We start from the raw sequence: 16,197 nt of genomic DNA on the forward strand, positions 1-16,197 counted from the left end.
TGCCCGCGCTGGCCGAGCTGCGGATCGGCTGGGCGCCGGGGGTGCGCGACTGGCGGCCGCTGCTGGCGATCCCCGCGTTGCGTGCCGTCACCGCCGCCGTCGACCCGGGCACGGCCGAGGCGTTGGCGGCGCGCGGGGTGGCCGTCAAGGCTCCGTAGCACGGCCCGCTGACGCTGCTGACCTTCCGGAGGAAGGCCCGCCAGAACGGGGCCGGTCAGCTCCACGCAGTGCCGGCTGATGTCGGCAGCACCGCGACGTGACCGGTCCTCACACCCACCTTTCCACTTCTCACGTGCAGGTTTGCGGGCGATCATCGAGATGTTGCAGTCATGCATCCAAGTATTGCAGGAATGTGTCGGCGACTGGAAGTATGACGGCCACGTAAACGAGAGGGGAGTGGCACATGGCGATCTCACGCCGGAAGTTCGTCGCCTCGGTCGTGTCCGGTACCGCCCTCGCCGCGGTCTCCGGCGAGCTGATGTCCGCGTGGACCGCGACCGCGTTCGCGGCGAGCCCGCCCGGCGATGTCGTCGGCAAGATCACGGTCGGCTACCAGGGCTGGTTCGCCTGTATCGGCGACGGCGCACCCATCAACGCCTGGTGGCACTGGAGCAACAACTGGGGCCAGCCCCCGTCGCCCACCAACAACGGCACGCTGCGCGCATGGCCCGACATGCGCGAATACACGCGCGGATACCCGACGGCGTACGCCAACCTCGGCAGCGGTCAGCCGGCGACGCTGTTCTCCTCCTACGACCAGCAGACGGTCGACACCCACTTCCTGTGGATGCAGCAGAACAACATCGACACCGCCGCGCTGCAGCGGTTCAACCCGAACGGTGGCGAGGGCGCGACCCGTGACGCCATGGCCGCCAAGGTGCGCAGCGCGGCCGAGTCCCACGGCCGCAAGTTCTACATCATGTACGACGTCAGCAACTGGACGAACATGCAGCCGGAGATCAAGGCTGACTGGACGAACAAGATGTCGGCGCACACGGCCTCCGGCGCGTACGCGCGGCAGAACGGCAAACCGGTGGTCTGCATCTGGGGCTTCGGCTTCAACGACCCCAATCATCCGTGGGATGCGGCTACCTGCCTCGATGTGATCAACTGGTTCAAGGGTCAGGGCTGCTATGTCATCGGCGGTGTACCGCGGGAGTGGCGCATCGGCATCAACGGCTCCCGGCCCGGCTTCCTCGGCACCTACCACGCATTCAACATGATCTCGCCGTGGATGGTGGGCGCGATCAGCAACGCCACCGAATCCGACAACATCTACAACGAGCTCAACGTCGGCGACCAGGCCGACTGCAACGCCAACGGCATCGACTATCAGCCGTGCGTCCTGCCCGGCGACGTTTCGGCACGCCAGCGCGCGCACGGCGATTTCATGTGGCGGCAGTTCTACAACATGGTGCGCGTCGGTGCCCAGGGCATCTACATCTCCATGTTCGACGAGTTCAACGAGGGCAACCAGATCTGCAAGACCGCGGCGACCCTGGCAGATGTGCCCACCAACTCGGGGCTGCTCGCGCTCGACGAGGACGGGACCGCCTGCTCGTCCGACTACTACCTGCGGTTGACCGGCGACGGCGGCCGGATGCTCAAGGGCCAGATCGCCCTGACCCCCGTCCGGCCCACCCAGCCCAACGGCGGCACACCGCCGCCACCCCCGACCGGGAACCTCGCGCTGTTCAAGCCGACCCAGGAAAGCAGCCACAACCAGTCGTACGCGTCGGCCAACACCACCGACGGCGCTCAGGACAGCTACTGGGAGTCGGTGAACAACGCCTTCCCCCAGTGGGTGCAGGTCGATCTCGGGTCGGCGCTCACGGTGAACAAGGTGGTGCTGAAGCTGCCGGCATCATGGGGCTCGCGTACGCAGACGCTGTCGGTGCAGACGAGCCTCGACGGCGGCGCGTTCACCACCGTGGTGAACTCCGGTGGCGTGGCCTTCAACTCCGGCAGCGCCAACACGGCCACCCTCACCTTCGCGCAGGCCAACGCCCGCTACGTCCGGCTCAACTTCACCGCGAACACCGGCTGGCCCGCCGCGCAGCTTTCCGAGCTGGAGGTCTACGGCCCGGCGACCGGCGGCGACACCCAGCCGCCGACCACGCCCGCCAACCTCGCCTCGACCGGGAAGACCTCCGGCAGCGTCTCGCTGTCCTGGACGGCCTCCACCGACAACGTCGGCGTCACCGGCTATCAGGTACGCCAGGGCGGCACAATCGTCGGGACGACCGCCGCCACGTCGTTCACCGTCACCGGGCTGAACCCATCGACGTCGTACACCTTCACCGTCACCGCCCAGGACGCCGCGGGCAACACCTCGGCCGCCTCGAACGGCGTCACCGTCACGACCGACCCGGCGCCCAACACCAACCTGGCGCGCGGGAAGCCCACATCGGAGAGCAGCCACACACAGGGCTACGGCTCCGGCAACGCCGTCGACGGCAACCAGGACACCTACTGGGAGTCGGCGAACAACGCCTTCCCACAGTGGCTGCAGGTCGACCTCGGCTCGGCGACCTCGGTCGGGCGCGTCGTGCTGAAGCTGCCGGCGTCGTGGGGTGCGCGCACCCAGACCCTCTCGGTGACGGGCAGCACGGACGGCGCGAACTTCACCACCCTCAAGGCGTCCGCGGGCTACACGTTCAGCCCGAGTGCCAACACCGCCACCATCACGTTCACCGCCACCGCCACCCGCTACGTCCGGCTCAACTTCACCGCCAACACCGGCTGGCCCGCCGGCCAGGTCTCCGAGTTCGAGGTGTACGCCTCCTGACACCGGCGATCAGCGACCGCATCAACGCACGGACCGCACACCGGCAGGCACCGGGACAGTCGTCCTGGACCTGCCGGTGTGGCGAACGCGCGGGTGGACGCCACCAGCGTCACCGGTTCGGAGTCGTACGGCATGCATCGGCGATCGGCATCGGTTCGTGAACCAAGCATCCGCAAATTTCGTCCGGTTGTTCTTGGCGGCATCGAACTCGTAGTGTCCGAGACGACAGCGCCGCGGCCAAGTTCGACTGGTCCAGGACGGTGATCGCCGGCCCCCTGTACGGGCCCTGACGGGCGGCCCAAAACCGGCCCGAGTCCGGTCGACCGTCCCAAGACCCGGCTCGAACCACCACGTCATCACCGACGGCGCCGGCATCCGCCGTCAGCCTGACCGGCGGCCACCGCGAGTTGACGTCATACCGCCGAAGGGAAGCTGTATGCCGATGCCAGACCCGCTGGCCTACGACGATGTCCAGGCCGCCGCTGCTCGCTTGCGCGGGCAGCGAGTCGGCGCGATCGTCAGTGGCGGCAACGTCGATGCCGACCGCTTCGCAGTCCTGATGACCGCATGACCGCCCACACCCGCCGAAGCCGCATCGCCATCCTCGGCACCGGCGGCACCATCGCCGGCACGCGGACCGGTACCGACGGCGACGCCTACCGGCCGGCCAGCCTCGGCATCGACGAAATCATCGCCGCGGTCCCCGAGCTCGACCACATCGCCGACATCACCAGCGAACAGGTCCTGCAAATCGACTCGGCCAACATCGAAGATCACGAAATGCTTGCGCTGGCGAGGCGCACCTCGCAACTCCTGGCTGCCGACGACATCGATGCGGTAGTCATCACCCACGGCACCGACGCACTTGAGGAAACCGCCTATCTGCTCCACCTCGGCCTCAAGACCACCAAGCCGGTGGTGTTCGTCGGCTCCATGCGTCCCGCCGACGCACTCAGTGCCGATGGACCACGCAACCTCGTCCACGCCGTCACGGTTGCCGCCAGCGCCCAGGCCATCGGCATGGGTGTGCTGGCCGTCATGAACGACGAAGTCCACACCGCACGAGACGTCACCAAGGCGCATTCCATCAACGTCGCCACGCTTCGATCGCCACACGGCCCTCTCGGCCACATCGTCAACGGAGCCCCGGTCTTCTACCGGGCGCCCGCCCGGTCGCACACCTATCTGACCCCCTTCGACATCGATACCCTCGACCAGCTGCCCAAGGTTGACATCGTCTTCGCCCACGCCAACATGACCACCGCGGTCATCGACGCCCTGGTGTCCACGGGAACCGAAGCGATCATCCACGCGGGCATGGGCAACGGCAGCGTCGCCGCCCGCATGATCCCAACCCTCACCGCGGCCCGCACCGCCGGCGTCCACATCGTGCGCTGCAGCCGTATCCCCAACGGCTCGATAATCCGAAACGCAGCCGTCCCTGATGACACCCACGACTGGCTCGTGGCCGACGACCAGAATCCGCAGAAGGCCCGTCTCCTCACCGCACTGGCCCTGACCAGAACCCAGCAAACGCGGGAACTGCAGGACATCTTCTGGACCTACTGAGGTTGTCCCGGGAGGCCCCGGTAGATGGGTTCTTCGCCGCGTTCGCCACCATCGCCTGCGCCCTCGTCTGCTACCGCAACCTCGTCCGATACCCCAAATGATGTCCTCACGAAATCCTCATGGTTCACGCGGCAGCATCCATGCATGGAGAACAGCGTGGACCGGCTCTATGCCGAGCATCGCGCGATGCTGACGGCCTACGCCATACGGTTGCTACACGGAGATCGCGGCAAGGCCGAAGACATCGTGCAGGAGACGCTCCTGCGAGCCTGGCAGAACTCGAGCCGGCTCACAACGTCGGGAATGTCGGAGCGGTCATGGCTGCGCCGCGTCGCCCACAACCTCATCATCGACGGATTTCGGGCCGCCCAGGCCAGGCCGCCGGAGGCGCCAGTGGCCAGGATGACGCACCCTGCGGTCGCTGACGTTTCGGACACCGTTCTGACTTCGGTTGCTGTCGGCAACGCGATGCGCCAGCTCGCCCCCGAACACCGGACGGTTCTCTCACACCTGTACTACCTTGAGCAATCCGTCGCGGAAGCGGCCCAGTCACTGGACATTCCGCCGGGGACGGTGAAGTCACGGGCCTTCTACGGCCTGCGGAAGCTGCGCGGCATCCTTGAGCTGGTGCCAGACGGAGTGGCCTGAGCGGATCCATCAGCGGGCGCCGATCCCCGGCCGCGACCGCGGCCCATCGTCACAGTCGGACGCGGCCGCGGGCCATGTTCTCGCGACCTTACGCGTCGTCGCCGGCCGCGCCGGGCCCGGCTCACCTCTGCCGTCCGTGACGGCATTCAGCAATCATCCGTGCCCTCAGGGAGGAATACACCATGTCCTCGGCGGATTTGACGTCGGTTGCGAGCATCGACATTGCCTCGGCCCGGGGCCGCAGCCAGGCCTTGGAGATCGCCGCGTTCGAGGCGAGCATGCTCGTGCGGTGCACCGGGATGTGGGGGAGGGGCGCAGGCGGACGGGCCGGCGGCGGCCTGCGGACGGGGTTCGCGCGAATCGCTTCGGGGTCGCTTGCCGAATTCAGCCGGTCAAGCGCGGCGGACCGGCTGGCCGAGCTGTTGCGGACGGTTGGCCGGTTGGCGAGCGTGCACCGCTACATGGCCGGCACCCGGCACCGCTACGAGATCTCGCAGGTGTTCACCGAGCCCGGCACCGTCGGCCTTCTCGAGCACACCTGGCAGCAGGGATATGTCGAGATCTGCGGATGGCCGCACCAATCGCACCAGCCGCGCTCGCCACGCAGGGCGCGGCACGCCGGGCTGCTGTCGGAGGCGGCCTGGCGCGCGATGCTGCTGGTGTCCGGCCCCATCCGTGCCAACTCGCCCGGCCTGCGAGTCGCCGACCTCGACACCGCCATCCTGCTGGTCCGCGCCGGCCGGACCCTGCGGATGCCGGTCCGGATGAGCAGGCGCCCCGGTGGTCAGCTGCTGCTGGTCGTGCCGGACGGCACCCGCTCCAGCGCGGCGGGGACAGGGTCGTGACCAACCCGCGCCCGGCATTCGCCGCGTCCGCCGCGAGCGGAGCGCGGATCGCCGAGCTCCATGCGCCCCTTCACTTGGTCTGGCTGTGATGCAGATCGCCGCGCTGCCGTGAGCCAATCCGTATCCGCGCTATGGTGCCGCCGCCGGGATGGTCGCCCAGCTCGAGCTGTCCCTTGTGGAGCTGGATCGCCCAGTCCACAATAGACAAGCCGAGGCCGGTACCGAGAGCACTGCCGCTGGCGAACCGTTCGCGTACGTCAGCACGGCCGCCGAGGCCGGGGCCGTGATCCCGGATGGTGACCTCGTCCGGGCCCACCATCACCTCAAGATGTGCGGGCTCGTCGCCGACAGCGCCGTGCCCGATCGCGTTCTCCACGAGGTTGCGGATTGCTATCCGCAACACGGCCGGGTCGCCGTGACACACGGTCGCCGGCAGGTCGGCAACGACGCGATGGGGTGGGAGACCTGATTCCGACAGGATTTCGGACACGAGCTGGTCGAGGCGGAAATCCTGCGCCTGCACCGGCCGTGTGCCAGCGATCAGCTTCGCTCGCGTAAGCAATGCCTCGACTGACCAGGTCAGGCGGTCGACCGCGTGGATCACCTTTCGCAGTGCCTGATGCTGACTCGCAGGCTGGATGGCGGCTTCCGCGTGCATCCTGATCGCGGTCAGGGGAGTACGTAGCTCGTGCGCGGCGTCGGCGAGGAAGCGTTCCTGCTGGCTGAGTGCCAGCTCCACCGCGCGCGTGCTGCGCCGCGCCAGGTAGTAGCCGGCTGCGGCCAGAAACAGTGAGAAGGCGACGCTTCCGCCGAAGAGCGCGAACGCAAGGCTGCGCTGTGCCGCAACCGACGCCTGCGCATCGATGGTCACGACAACTGCGCCGGCCGGATGGGCGAGATTCGCCAGCGAGAACGGCACCGAGAGCATTTGCTGCATGGTGCCGTCGGATGCGGTGACCTTGCCGATGACTTCCATCTTGTTGCCCATGCTGGTGCGGGCGGCTGCCTCCAAGCGGATGGTCGGCACGCCCACGGTACGGCCTGGCCGCGCGAGCGCGGCTCCAAGCTCGTCTCCGCGCTTCTCGAAGACGTAGACGCCCGTTGCTCTCGTGCCGATGGCGTCAGCTACGCCGGTCATGCGCAGGGTCCCGGCCTCGCGGTAGATCAATGAGAGCACAGCTCCGCTGGTGATCCGCAAGTCTGAGAGCAGTGCCTTCTCCCGCTGGTGATGATCGACGGTGATGCCGACCAACGCCATGCCGGTCAGGCCCGCCAGGCTGAAGGCGGTGAAGACGACAACCATCGTGATCCGCAGCGCCCGAAGCCTGTCTGCGGTTTGCAGGCGGCGCAGCTGCGCGGATGACGTCGTCATGCGGCGCGGTACCCGAAGCCGCGCACCGTGTGGATCACCTCGGGGCGGCCAAGCTTGCGCCGCAGCTGGGTTACCACCACATCGACCACATTGGACATTGGATCGGCCTGCTCGTCCCAGCAGTGCTCCCTCAGGTCGGCCCGGCTCACCGCGGCTGGGGACCGCGAGAGCAATTGCTCCAGGACGGCGAACTCCTTGGGCGTCAACATGTTCAGCACCCCGGCCCGGCGAACCTCCCGGCGGGCGCTGTCGAGCTCGATGTCTCCCAGGCGAAGCATGGCCGGCATGGTGGCGGTCCGGCGACGGCACAGCGCCCGCACGCGCGCGACGAATTCGGCAGTGGCGAACGGTTTGCCGAGGTAGTCGTCGGCGCCCGCTTCAAATCCGTCCACCCTGTCGTTCAGCTCGGACAGTGCGGTCAGCATGAGAACGGGCACTGTACCGCCACGGGTCCGAAGGTCATGCAGATGCAAGACGGCATCACCGTCGGGCAGCATCCGGTCGAGAACCATGCAATCATAGTCATTAATGGCCAGTGCCAGATCCGCCGCTGCCCATTCTCGTGCCGCGTCGACGGCGAAGCCCGCTGTCCGCAGAGCGTCGGTGACGGCCTCGCGTAGGTCCGCGTCGTCCTCTACTATGAGAACCTTCATGGATTCAGGTTAGCCACCAAAACGAGTCTGTTCTATCCCCGTGGAACTAGAATGATGAAGCTACCCGTGATCCCATTACTAATGGTAGCGGTCGCGTTACCCGCAAGCTGTGCGGCTCCGACCGTGCAGCCGACGGTATCTGCGGGCCCATGCCGTTTCACGATCGCTTTCCTCGGCGCACTTACCGGGGAGAACGCCAATATCGGCCGCGGCCCCAGGGACGGGGCCAAACTGGCTGTGGATCAGTACAATGCCACGAGGCCGGAATGCCCCGTCGATCTGTCCGAGCTGGACACTGCGGGCGATGCGGAGCGGGCGGCAGTGCGGGCGCAGGAAGCTGTGGCGGACACCAGAGTGCTCGCCATCGTCGGCCCGTCGTTCTCCGGCGAGGCCGAGGCGGCCATCCCATTCCTTGATCAGGGCGGCGTCACGGTCATCACCCCTTCGGCGACTCGGACGAGCCTCGCTGAGCAGGGTTGGCGGGTGTTTCACCGGGTGACCGGCAACGATGCGGCCCAGGGTCCGGCCGCTGGCCAGTACCTGAAGCGGATGGTCAGCGCACGTAATGTCTACGTTGTCAACGACCTCGGTGCCTACGGCAAAGGGCTGGCCGACGAGGTGCGCAAGGAGCTTGGTCCACTCGTCATCGGCAACGCGGATGTCCAGCAAGGGCAATTCGACTACCGGCGGCTCGCCGCAATCGTCGCCGCGAGTGGCGCCGACGCCGTCTTCTACGGTGGCTATTACGCCGAGGCCGGGCAACTACTCAAAGCGCTGCGTGACGCAGGATCGACGGCGGCGTTTGTCACCGGTGACGGTGCACGTGATCCAGGACTGATCGAGCACGCTGGGGCTCATGCCGCCGAAGGAGCCGTCATCACCTGCCAATGCTTACCCCCTGAACGAGCGAGAGATGGGTTCCTGCAGCGATTCCAGGAGCATTTCGGGACATACCCCGGTAACTATGCGGCCGAATCCTATGACGCGGCACAGATCCTGTTGTCAGGGATTCAGGCCGGCAACAAAACGCGCGCGTCGCTTCTGGCCTATGTCGATGCATATGACGGTGACGGGATCACGGGTCACCTGAAATTCGACACCCGCGGCGAGTTGCCGGTCGAGGCGGTCAAAATCTGGGCCTACCGGGTGCGCGATGGGCGGATCGTCCCGGATCGCGAGATCACGGGCTAGTGCGTCGCGATGCTGATGGCGTTACTTACTTGGCTACCGTCCGAGCTGCCGGTCGAGTTCTTCGAGGAGGTCGAGGATCTCGCATCGGCTGGAGCCGGGCGGCACCACGTGTGTAGGGCCGTAGGCGAGCTCGGCCAGGGCCGAGCGTACGGTGGCGAGCTCGTCTGCGGTGGCGTCGAGCTGGTGCCAGGATGCGTTGGTGGCGGGGACGGCGCCGCGCAGCCGCGCGGCGAAGGCCCGTGCTTGCCGGGGGTGCCGGCCTGTGCGGGTCTGCCACTCATCGTCGCCGAGGTCGTCGAGGGCGATGTCGATGACGCTCGCCAGCAGGTGGAGCGTCCGGGGGTCGCCATCGAGCAGGACGGCGGTCGGGACGACCCGAACGACGGTGCGGATGACCGGTGCGGCATCCGTGCCGACACGGTCCTCGCCCAGCATGAACTGGATGTACTGGCGCTGCCGGCCGCGGGCCAGTTGCAGGGCTGTCATGCCGTCGACGCCGGCCGTGTGGACGGCCCCGCCGGCGAGCAGCAGGGCCGCGGCGACCTGTTGTTCGTTGCGTTCGACCGCGTGCATCAACGCCGTGCGGCCCTGTCCGTCGCGCGCATCCACGTCAGCGCCGGCTTGCAGGAGCACGTCCACGGCGGCGTGATCGCCGCGTCGGGCCGCCACGACTATCGCCGGCGTCGCGTCGGAACGCCGCTGGTTGGGGTCCGCGCCGTGGTCGAGGAGAAGGCGCAGCACGGCCGGTGCGACGGGTCGCATGACCGCGGTGATGAGCGGTGCCTCGTCCGTCGGGCCCGGGACGGCGCCCGCGTCCAGGAGCACGCGCAGCGTCTCGACTGCCGCCGGCCCCGGACGAAACGCGGCGTAGGAAACCGCGTCCGCCAACACACTGGACTTGGCGGCGGGCTCGGTGGCGAGTGCGCCGTGGGTGACGAGGGAACGCACCACGTCGTGGCGTCCTTGCAGTACCGCGGCGCGTAGCGGTGATGTGACGTGCGGATCGGTGGGTCCGACGCGCGCGCCGGCGGCCAACGGCATCTGCGCGGTCGGCGGGGGGCCGCTGCCCGCCGGCTCCGAGTGGGCCGGCTGCTGCGCCACCTCGGTGGCGGCCTTCAGCTCGGACCGGCTCGGCTCAGGCTCCGCGCGCAGCACAAACCTCTGGGCCGCGCGCAGCTCCGGCCCGGGGTCGATGCCGAGCTCCTCGGCGAGCAAGGCGGCTACGGCTCGGTAGACGTTCAGCGCCTCGGCCCGGGCCCCGGTGGCGGCCAGTACCCGCACCAGCCGGGCCTGTACCGACTCGTCGAACGGCACCCGCACGGCGGCCTGCTGGACGATCGTCAGTACCCGGCCCGGTACGCCGGCCAGCAGCGCAAGGTCGACGGCCTCCCGCAATGCCAGGAGGTACTCGCGGTCCAGCACGGTGACGGCGGGATGGGCGCCCGCCGGCCAGTCCACGCCGCCGGCTGCCGGTCCGTGCCACAGCTCCAGCGCCTGCGTCGCGAGCTGTACCGCTTCGTGCGGCTGGTACGGGGCGACCTGCCGGGCCCGCTGCCACAGCTCCTTGTACAGCAGTAGGTCCAGGCTCTGCGCGTCGACGTCGATCCGGTACCCGCCGGCCGAGCGCAGCAGCCACCGACCCGCCGCCCGAGGGGGCAGACCCGGCTCGATCAGCCGGCGCAGCGTACCCACGTGGCTGTGTACCTGGTTGACCGCGGTCGCCGGCGGATCCTGGCCCCACAGCGCCTTCACGATGTCGGCGACGGCCACCGGTCGCCCGGCTTCTACCAGCAGCAGCGCCAGCAGCGCCCGGCGCAGCGGCGGCCCCAGGTCGATCTCGGTCTCGCCCCGCCAGGCCCGCACCGGTCCCAAAACGGCGAACCGCACCTTGTGTCGCAGCACAGCAACCATTGCGCCTCGAATCTCAACACCCTTCACCGCGACAGTGCCGTCCATGCCGGCCAGCCTTCCGAGAGATAGAGTCCGTCCGCGCCCGCGGCAGGCGGGCGAGAAGACCGAATGGTCAAGAAAATTGGCGCGCCACCGGTTGCCACACCCCGCCGAGGGCCTCACCCGCCCGACTCGTGCCGCCGATCGTAGGTGGCCGTTGTGCGCAAGAAATGCTCGATGAGTGAGTGGCCGGCAGCGACGGCACCCGATCCCTGGCATGCCTGCGCAAGCCGTGAAACCTCACGCGGGCAACGAGATCCACGCTCCTTCCGAGTTGGGCATACCCCGTCCGATGCCTGTCGTTTCGGACGCTACGAGTTCAATGCCGCCAAGAACAGCCGGACGAAATTCTCGGACGTTTGGTTCACGTGTCGGGCGATGTACTGGATCGCCGCGACGGACGGCGTCGGGTTCTGGGCGATCTTGACGGTGAACCCGTCGGCAGTCAGCAGCCGGTGTACGGCCGGCCGGTCCGACCCGTCGACGAAACCGCCGTGCAGGGGCTCGACGTTGCGAATGGCGCTGGTCATGGAGGGCTCCTCCAGTGCCTGGGCGGGCACACCGCCCGCCGCGTCACACGCAATGCAAGCGGTCGACCCGGCAGAACACCATGCAGAACACCATGCAGAACACCATGCAGAACACCATGCAGAACCGCAGTCTTCGCCAGCCGCGGTCGCGGAGATCAGGTCGTTGGCGGCGGCGAGGTGTGGCCGGCCGACGACGCGTTGGCGCTGGTCGGGGGCGGTGGTATCGGCCCGCTCGACCGGGCTGCTGCCGCAATGAGCCCTCATTGAGCCGCGGGCGGACCGACTCCGGTGTGGCACCGGATCCGCTCCGCGCACGTCGGCTGTCCTCCGGTCACCGGTCGGCGGCCGGCGGCATCTCCGCTTGTTCGACCTGCTGGATGAGTTGCTTGAGGTGGGTGATCTCGTCGCGCAGGGCGGCCCGACCGGCGGCGGTGAGGGTGACCCAGGTGCGCGGGCGCCTGCCCTCGTAGCCCTTCTCGATCTGGATCAGCTCGGCCTTCTCCAGGACGGTCAGGTGCTGCCCGAGGTTGCCGGCGGTCAGCAGCAGGGTGGCACGCAGGAAGCCGAACTCGACCTGGCGGGCCTGGTGGGCGATGGCCATGATGCCGAGCCGGACGCGCTGGTGGACGACGTCGTCGAGGCCGTTGGCGGGGTGATTGCTCATCACGCCTGTTGGTCGGTCGGCTGACGTGGTCCTACGCCGACGTGAGCCGGGTCAGCAACGCGTCCCGGATGTTCGGCCGCAGCCCGAAGACGAGCAGGAAGGTCGCCTCCCGCATCAGCCGCTGCGCGTGGTTGTCGAGCAGTACGGCCCGGCTCCCGGTGGCGACGGCGAGCGCGGCGGCGGCGCGCAGCGCAAGCTCGGATGCGGCCGCGCGGGCCGGTGGCATCCCGGCGGGGTCGGCGCCGTCCAGCGCGGCCCGGCACGCGTCGAGCTGTGCCCGCAGCGCGCCGTCGTCAACCAGCCGCGAACACCGGTTGGCCACGCCAAGCGCCAGCGACCCGTTGAAGCGCAGCGTGCCGGCATCGGGCTGGCTCCACCGCTCGGGCCGTTGGACCGCGGCCACCCGCTCGGTCGGCACGAAGTGACGGTCGAACACGACACGGACGGTCCGGCTCGCGGCCACGGCGACCATCTCGACCGGCTCCACCCGCAGGGTGTCGCCCTCAACGGCGTCGAGAAACGCCCACAGCGCCGAGTCGTCGGCGTTGCGGGCGGAGGCGTAGAGCGTGTCGATCAGGCCCCAACCGGTCACCCACGGCGCCTCGCCGTCGAGCAGGTGGCCCCCGTCGACGGCGGTTGCCCGAAGTGTCGCCGGCCCTTGCCGAACGGTGGCCCCGATCGCGAGGCCGGCCCGAGCGCGGCCGGAGACCAGCGGCGCAAGCCATCGCTTGCGGACCCCTGGCAGCACGCTCGCCGCGGCGGCGAGCACGGCGGGGTGGTGCTGCACCCAGACGAACGCGGTGGTGAGGCAGCCGCTCGCCAGTTCCTCGACGACCCGGCAGGCGGCCCGCCGGCCCGACACCTTCAAGGTGCCGACACCGGGGGGTGCGGCCAGCCCGTAGAAGCCCTCGGCGGCGAGCAGGTCCAGGTGCGCCTTGAGGTCGGCGACGCCCGTATCGACCGACATCGCCGCCGGAAAGAGGATCTCGTCGGCGATCTTCCTCGCCACCAGCTCTCCGGTCATGCCTGTCCCCTCGGTGACCCCGCCACGTCCACACCGGTGATCGTAGGTGGCGTTTGTGAGTAAAAACTGGTCGATGAGCAAGTGGCCGGCGGCGACGCGGGCGTCGGCGAACGCCTGAGCTGGTCGTCGGGTGCCTCCCAGGCCGAGCATGCTCCCTGCGGAGGACCGTCCGTTGTGGACGGCGTCCCCGAGATCGGGATCGCCCCGGCCGGCGGAGGAGAAGCCGCGATGATGCCCGGCCGATGTCCGGTCAGTCTTTACTCACAAGGGGCACCTACGATCGTCGGCACGAGTTGCGCGGTGCGGACCTGGCAGGAATTCGGTAGCTGCCATGGACATCCATGTCACGCCGAACAGATTGAACCCGGGGACTGCCGCACGAGACGTCTGCTCGTGATAGTTGCGCACCCACCGCGCCGAAGAAGTGAAGGGAAGTGCCAGTCATGCTCAGCTTCTCGAGCCAGATCGGTACCACGGCTACGGGTTCGCCGACCATCAGCATCGCTCCGGGTGCCTGCAGCAGCAGCAGCTGCGGCCCCTGCAGCTGCACCTCCTGCAGCTGCTGCTGCTGCTGATGACGATGATCCGGGGGCGGTAGCCGGCCGCCCCACGCACGACGTTCGTACCGGCCGACGCATTCTGCCTGGCGTGTGCCGGCAATTCGAGTCGCGTCGCCGACACGAGCTGTCTGCTCCTGAGAGTTGCGCGCCCACCGCGCCGAAGAAGTGAAGGGAAGTTCCAGTCATGCTCAGCTTCTCGAGCCACATCGGTACCACAGCCACAGGTTCACCGACCATCGGCATCGCTCCCGGTGGGTGCAGCACCTGCAACAGCTGCTGCTGCAGCACCAGTTGCTGCTGCTGCTGACGACCGGAGGCCGGTAGTCGGTCGCCGTTGCACGACGTTCGTACGGATCAATGCATTCTGCCTGGCGTGTGCGATCGCCCTGCGATCGCCTCACCGCGCCGAAGAAGTGAAGGGAAGTTCCAGTCATGCTCAGCTTCTCGAGCCACATCGGGACCACAGCCACGGGTTCGCCGACCATCACCATCGCTCCGGGTGCCTGCTCCAGCTGCAGCAACGGTAGCTGCAGCTGCACCTCCTGCAGTTGCTGCTGCTGCTGACGATCCGGCCGTTTCCGGCCACCCTCATGTCCGCGCTACATATCGGAGCAGCATGTCCTACCGCCGCACCAAGGAAGAAGTCGAGGAAGCGCTGAGGGATCACGACTACCTTCGGGCGGTCGGCGGCTTCGCGACTCAGCATCTGTTTGTGTCGATCTACTCGTCATCCACGGTCGTCCGGACCCCGGAGACCGTTTTGCGAGGGCGATGGGGGGCGGCCGGGAACGACGCCTTCGCCGGGGAGGAGTTCCTCCTCAACTACCGCACGGACAATGCCCGCCTGGGCTTCCAGATGGGCATTGGCCGGTTCTACGAGCCGGACGCGGTCCTGGCCTCCTGCCACGCCAACCTCGATGAGGACCTGCGTGACGCTGTCGAACTGCCCGCCGCGAAACCCATCCGTGCGGGGCTGACCGCCGTCGTCACCGAGCGGCGCAGCACCCGCGCGTTCTCCGGCGAGGCGATCTCGATGGCCGACCTGTCGGCGTTGCTGTTCCACTGCCAAGGCAACACCGGGATCCTGCACCATGGCGATCCCGACGACCCGCAGGGCGTGATCCGGCTGCGTACCGTCGCCTCGGGTGGCGGTCTCTACCCGGTGACGTTGTACATCCATGCCTTCAACGTCGCGGGGCTCGCGCCCGGCGCGTACAGGTATCTGCCCTACGCTCATGCCCTCTCGCCGGTCGCGCCGCATTCGAAGCTGTTCCCGGCGCAGGTGCTGCGCTCGATGGACCTGGATGTCGAGCGCAGCGGGTTCGTCATGACGTTCGTCTACGACCTGTACGACAACTCGCGCAAGTACGGCGACGGCGGGCTCGTCTTCGGGCTCATCGAAGTCGGCGGGATCCTGCAGAACCTGCACCTCGCCCGCACTGCCCTCGGCCTCGCCGGCTGCGACCAGGGCGGCTATGACAAGCAGATGATCGAGAAGATGTTGGACCTGGACGGTCTGACCAGCCAGGTAGTGCACGTCACCGTGGTCGGGAGGGAGGAGTAGCCAATGAGCGTGGACGAGAACATGCCGGCCACTTATGTGCTGGCGAGCACGGCGCGCCTGGTCGAGGATGGCGCCGGCCGGTTCCGTATCCGCACCGGAGTGTGGAACTACGAGGAAGCGGTGATCGACGTCAGCGGTGAGCCGCAGCCAGTTGCGGCCGCCGTCGCCGCCGCGCTGCGCACCCTGGCCACCGGGCCGGTGCGCGTCGCCGACAATCTCGGTCCGGAGTTGCTGCCGGTCGAGTCGGCCAGCGTCGAACGCCTCTTCGGGGACCTGGCGGAGGCTGGCATGATCGTGCCGGCGCATGACCGTGGCAGTCAGGACGCGATAACCGCGGCGCTGTTGGGCCGCCTGGTGTCGGCTTTCCCGGGCGGCGGCGAGCCGCCGGACGGTGAGGTCGCCTTCTTCTCAGACTCGGCGGCGGCGACCGCTCAGGCCGAGCACCTGGCGGCGGCGATGCGGCTGCGGCTGGTGCCGCTCGCACCGGCCACAGTGGAGCGTCTGTCGACCGTCGACCTCACGTCGCGTATCGACGGGCTCACCACCGAGCAGGCCGTGACCGACCTGGTGCCCGCCCTGACCGGCTCGGCGGCACTGGTGACGTGCCTGCAGCGGCCGTCGTTGCCGCTGCTGCGCAACATCAACCGCGTGATCGAAGGCAGCGAGATGCCGTGGGTGTGCGCGTTCATCGATGGGCCGTTCGTGTCCGTGGTGGGCATGAAGTCCCCGCGCACCGGCTGCTTCGAGTGCTTCGAGCAGCGGGCGCTGGCGCGGCTGGAGGACCACGTGTCCTACCACGACTTCGCCCGCTCGCCGGTCGGCGCCGCGGCGCCGCGCGC

At 68.4% G+C, this 16,197-nt stretch carries 16 protein-coding genes; 10 read left to right on the forward strand and 6 right to left on the reverse strand.

The window, feature by feature from the left end; all coding sequences use genetic code 11:
* Positions 1-403: 403 nt before the first annotated feature.
* From IEZ31_RS47125 to IEZ31_RS47140, 5 genes are all read left to right on the forward strand, one after another.
* Positions 404-2,788 carry a galactose-binding domain-containing protein gene (locus IEZ31_RS47125; protein WP_190256655.1) on the forward strand — a complete coding sequence of 795 codons (2,385 nt, stop codon included), beginning with the start codon at positions 404-406 and terminating at the stop codon, positions 2,786-2,788.
* A gap of 442 nt (positions 2,789-3,230) precedes the next feature.
* On the forward strand, positions 3,231-3,359 hold the full coding sequence (locus IEZ31_RS58705; protein ID WP_268241755.1) for a hypothetical protein: 129 nt from the start codon (positions 3,231-3,233) through the stop codon (positions 3,357-3,359).
* Complete coding sequence (locus IEZ31_RS47130) at positions 3,356-4,357, forward strand: asparaginase (RefSeq protein ID WP_190256656.1); 1,002 nt, start codon at positions 3,356-3,358, stop codon at positions 4,355-4,357. Before IEZ31_RS58705 ends, IEZ31_RS47130 begins: the two co-directional genes overlap by 4 nt.
* 144 nt (positions 4,358-4,501) lie before the next feature.
* Entirely contained in the window at positions 4,502-5,005 is a 504-nt protein-coding gene (locus IEZ31_RS47135) for a sigma-70 family RNA polymerase sigma factor (protein ID WP_190256657.1), read from the forward strand.
* Positions 5,006-5,445: 440 nt separating this feature from the next.
* On the forward strand, positions 5,446-5,850 hold the full coding sequence (locus IEZ31_RS47140; protein WP_190256658.1) for a hypothetical protein: 405 nt from the start codon (positions 5,446-5,448) through the stop codon (positions 5,848-5,850).
* 70 nt (positions 5,851-5,920) lie between these two features.
* Here IEZ31_RS47140 and IEZ31_RS47145 read toward each other — a convergent pair whose 3' ends face one another.
* Both IEZ31_RS47145 and IEZ31_RS47150 read right to left on the reverse strand, forming a co-directional pair.
* Positions 5,921-7,222 carry a sensor histidine kinase gene (locus tag IEZ31_RS47145; RefSeq protein WP_190256659.1) on the reverse strand — a complete coding sequence of 434 codons (1,302 nt, stop codon included), beginning with the start codon at positions 7,220-7,222 and terminating at the stop codon, positions 5,921-5,923.
* Positions 7,219-7,875 (reverse strand): response regulator, encoded by a 657-nt coding sequence (locus tag IEZ31_RS47150; protein ID WP_190256660.1) that lies wholly within the window; start codon positions 7,873-7,875, stop codon positions 7,219-7,221. Before IEZ31_RS47150 ends, IEZ31_RS47145 begins: the two co-directional genes overlap by 4 nt.
* Positions 7,876-7,998: 123 nt before the next feature.
* On the opposite strand from IEZ31_RS47150, the gene IEZ31_RS47155 reads away from it, so the two are divergent.
* Positions 7,999-9,066, forward strand: coding sequence for a branched-chain amino acid ABC transporter substrate-binding protein (locus tag IEZ31_RS47155; RefSeq protein ID WP_190256661.1), 1,068 nt, complete (start codon positions 7,999-8,001; stop codon positions 9,064-9,066).
* 33 nt (positions 9,067-9,099) lie between these two features.
* Here the strand turns inward: IEZ31_RS47155 and IEZ31_RS47160 are convergent, their stop codons facing one another.
* The 4 genes from IEZ31_RS47160 to IEZ31_RS47175 all read right to left on the reverse strand — a co-directional run bounded on the left by IEZ31_RS47160 (position 9,100) and on the right by IEZ31_RS47175 (position 13,234).
* Positions 9,100-11,139 carry a BTAD domain-containing putative transcriptional regulator gene (locus IEZ31_RS47160; RefSeq protein ID WP_229836950.1) on the reverse strand — a complete coding sequence of 680 codons (2,040 nt, stop codon included), beginning with the start codon at positions 11,137-11,139 and terminating at the stop codon, positions 9,100-9,102.
* Positions 11,140-11,327: 188 nt separating this feature from the next.
* Complete coding sequence (locus IEZ31_RS47165; RefSeq protein ID WP_190256663.1) at positions 11,328-11,546, reverse strand: hypothetical protein; 219 nt, start codon at positions 11,544-11,546, stop codon at positions 11,328-11,330.
* A gap of 331 nt (positions 11,547-11,877) precedes the next feature.
* Complete coding sequence (locus tag IEZ31_RS47170; RefSeq protein ID WP_190256664.1) at positions 11,878-12,210, reverse strand: winged helix-turn-helix domain-containing protein; 333 nt, start codon at positions 12,208-12,210, stop codon at positions 11,878-11,880.
* A gap of 31 nt (positions 12,211-12,241) precedes the next feature.
* Positions 12,242-13,234 carry an acyl-CoA dehydrogenase family protein gene (locus IEZ31_RS47175; RefSeq protein WP_190256665.1) on the reverse strand — a complete coding sequence of 331 codons (993 nt, stop codon included), beginning with the start codon at positions 13,232-13,234 and terminating at the stop codon, positions 12,242-12,244.
* A gap of 424 nt (positions 13,235-13,658) precedes the next feature.
* Here IEZ31_RS47175 and IEZ31_RS47180 point away from each other — a divergent pair, with 424 nt between their 5' ends.
* From IEZ31_RS47180 to IEZ31_RS47190, 4 genes are all read left to right on the forward strand, one after another.
* On the forward strand, positions 13,659-13,832 hold the full coding sequence (locus IEZ31_RS47180; protein WP_190256666.1) for a hypothetical protein: 174 nt from the start codon (positions 13,659-13,661) through the stop codon (positions 13,830-13,832).
* A gap of 146 nt (positions 13,833-13,978) precedes the next feature.
* Complete coding sequence (locus IEZ31_RS60680) at positions 13,979-14,101, forward strand: hypothetical protein (RefSeq protein WP_505661141.1); 123 nt, start codon at positions 13,979-13,981, stop codon at positions 14,099-14,101.
* 309 nt (positions 14,102-14,410) lie between these two features.
* On the forward strand, positions 14,411-15,358 hold the full coding sequence (locus IEZ31_RS47185) for a SagB family peptide dehydrogenase (protein WP_190256667.1): 948 nt from the start codon (positions 14,411-14,413) through the stop codon (positions 15,356-15,358).
* 3 nt (positions 15,359-15,361) lie between these two features.
* Positions 15,362-16,197, forward strand: an 836-nt coding sequence (locus IEZ31_RS47190) for a hypothetical protein (RefSeq protein WP_190256668.1), incomplete at its 3' end; no start/stop codon positions are given.

It is taken from the genome of Dactylosporangium sucinum, assembly GCF_014647515.1.
GTDB lineage: Bacteria > Actinomycetota > Actinomycetes > Mycobacteriales > Micromonosporaceae > Dactylosporangium > Dactylosporangium sucinum.

Excerpts from the sequence above, each read along its gene's own strand:
- IEZ31_RS47125 (WP_190256655.1), top strand. The coding sequence starts at position 404 with ATGGCGATCTCACGCCGGAAGTTCGTCGCCTCGGTCGTGTCCGGTACC.
- IEZ31_RS58705 (WP_268241755.1), top strand. The coding sequence starts at position 3,231 with ATGCCAGACCCGCTGGCCTACGACGATGTCCAGGCCGCCGCTGCTCGC.
- IEZ31_RS47130 (WP_190256656.1), top strand. The coding sequence starts at position 3,356 with ATGACCGCCCACACCCGCCGAAGCCGCATCGCCATCCTCGGCACCGGC.
- IEZ31_RS47135 (WP_190256657.1), top strand. The coding sequence starts at position 4,502 with ATGGAGAACAGCGTGGACCGGCTCTATGCCGAGCATCGCGCGATGCTG.
- IEZ31_RS47145 (WP_190256659.1), bottom strand. The coding sequence starts at position 7,222 with ATGACGACGTCATCCGCGCAGCTGCGCCGCCTGCAAACCGCAGACAGG.
- IEZ31_RS47150 (WP_190256660.1), bottom strand. The coding sequence starts at position 7,875 with ATGAAGGTTCTCATAGTAGAGGACGACGCGGACCTACGCGAGGCCGTC.
- IEZ31_RS47165 (WP_190256663.1), bottom strand. The coding sequence starts at position 11,546 with ATGACCAGCGCCATTCGCAACGTCGAGCCCCTGCACGGCGGTTTCGTC.
- IEZ31_RS47170 (WP_190256664.1), bottom strand. The coding sequence starts at position 12,210 with ATGAGCAATCACCCCGCCAACGGCCTCGACGACGTCGTCCACCAGCGC.
- IEZ31_RS47175 (WP_190256665.1), bottom strand. The coding sequence starts at position 13,234 with ATGACCGGAGAGCTGGTGGCGAGGAAGATCGCCGACGAGATCCTCTTT.
- IEZ31_RS60680 (WP_505661141.1), top strand. The coding sequence starts at position 13,979 with ATGCTCAGCTTCTCGAGCCACATCGGTACCACAGCCACAGGTTCACCG.
- IEZ31_RS47185 (WP_190256667.1), top strand. The coding sequence starts at position 14,411 with ATGTCCTACCGCCGCACCAAGGAAGAAGTCGAGGAAGCGCTGAGGGAT.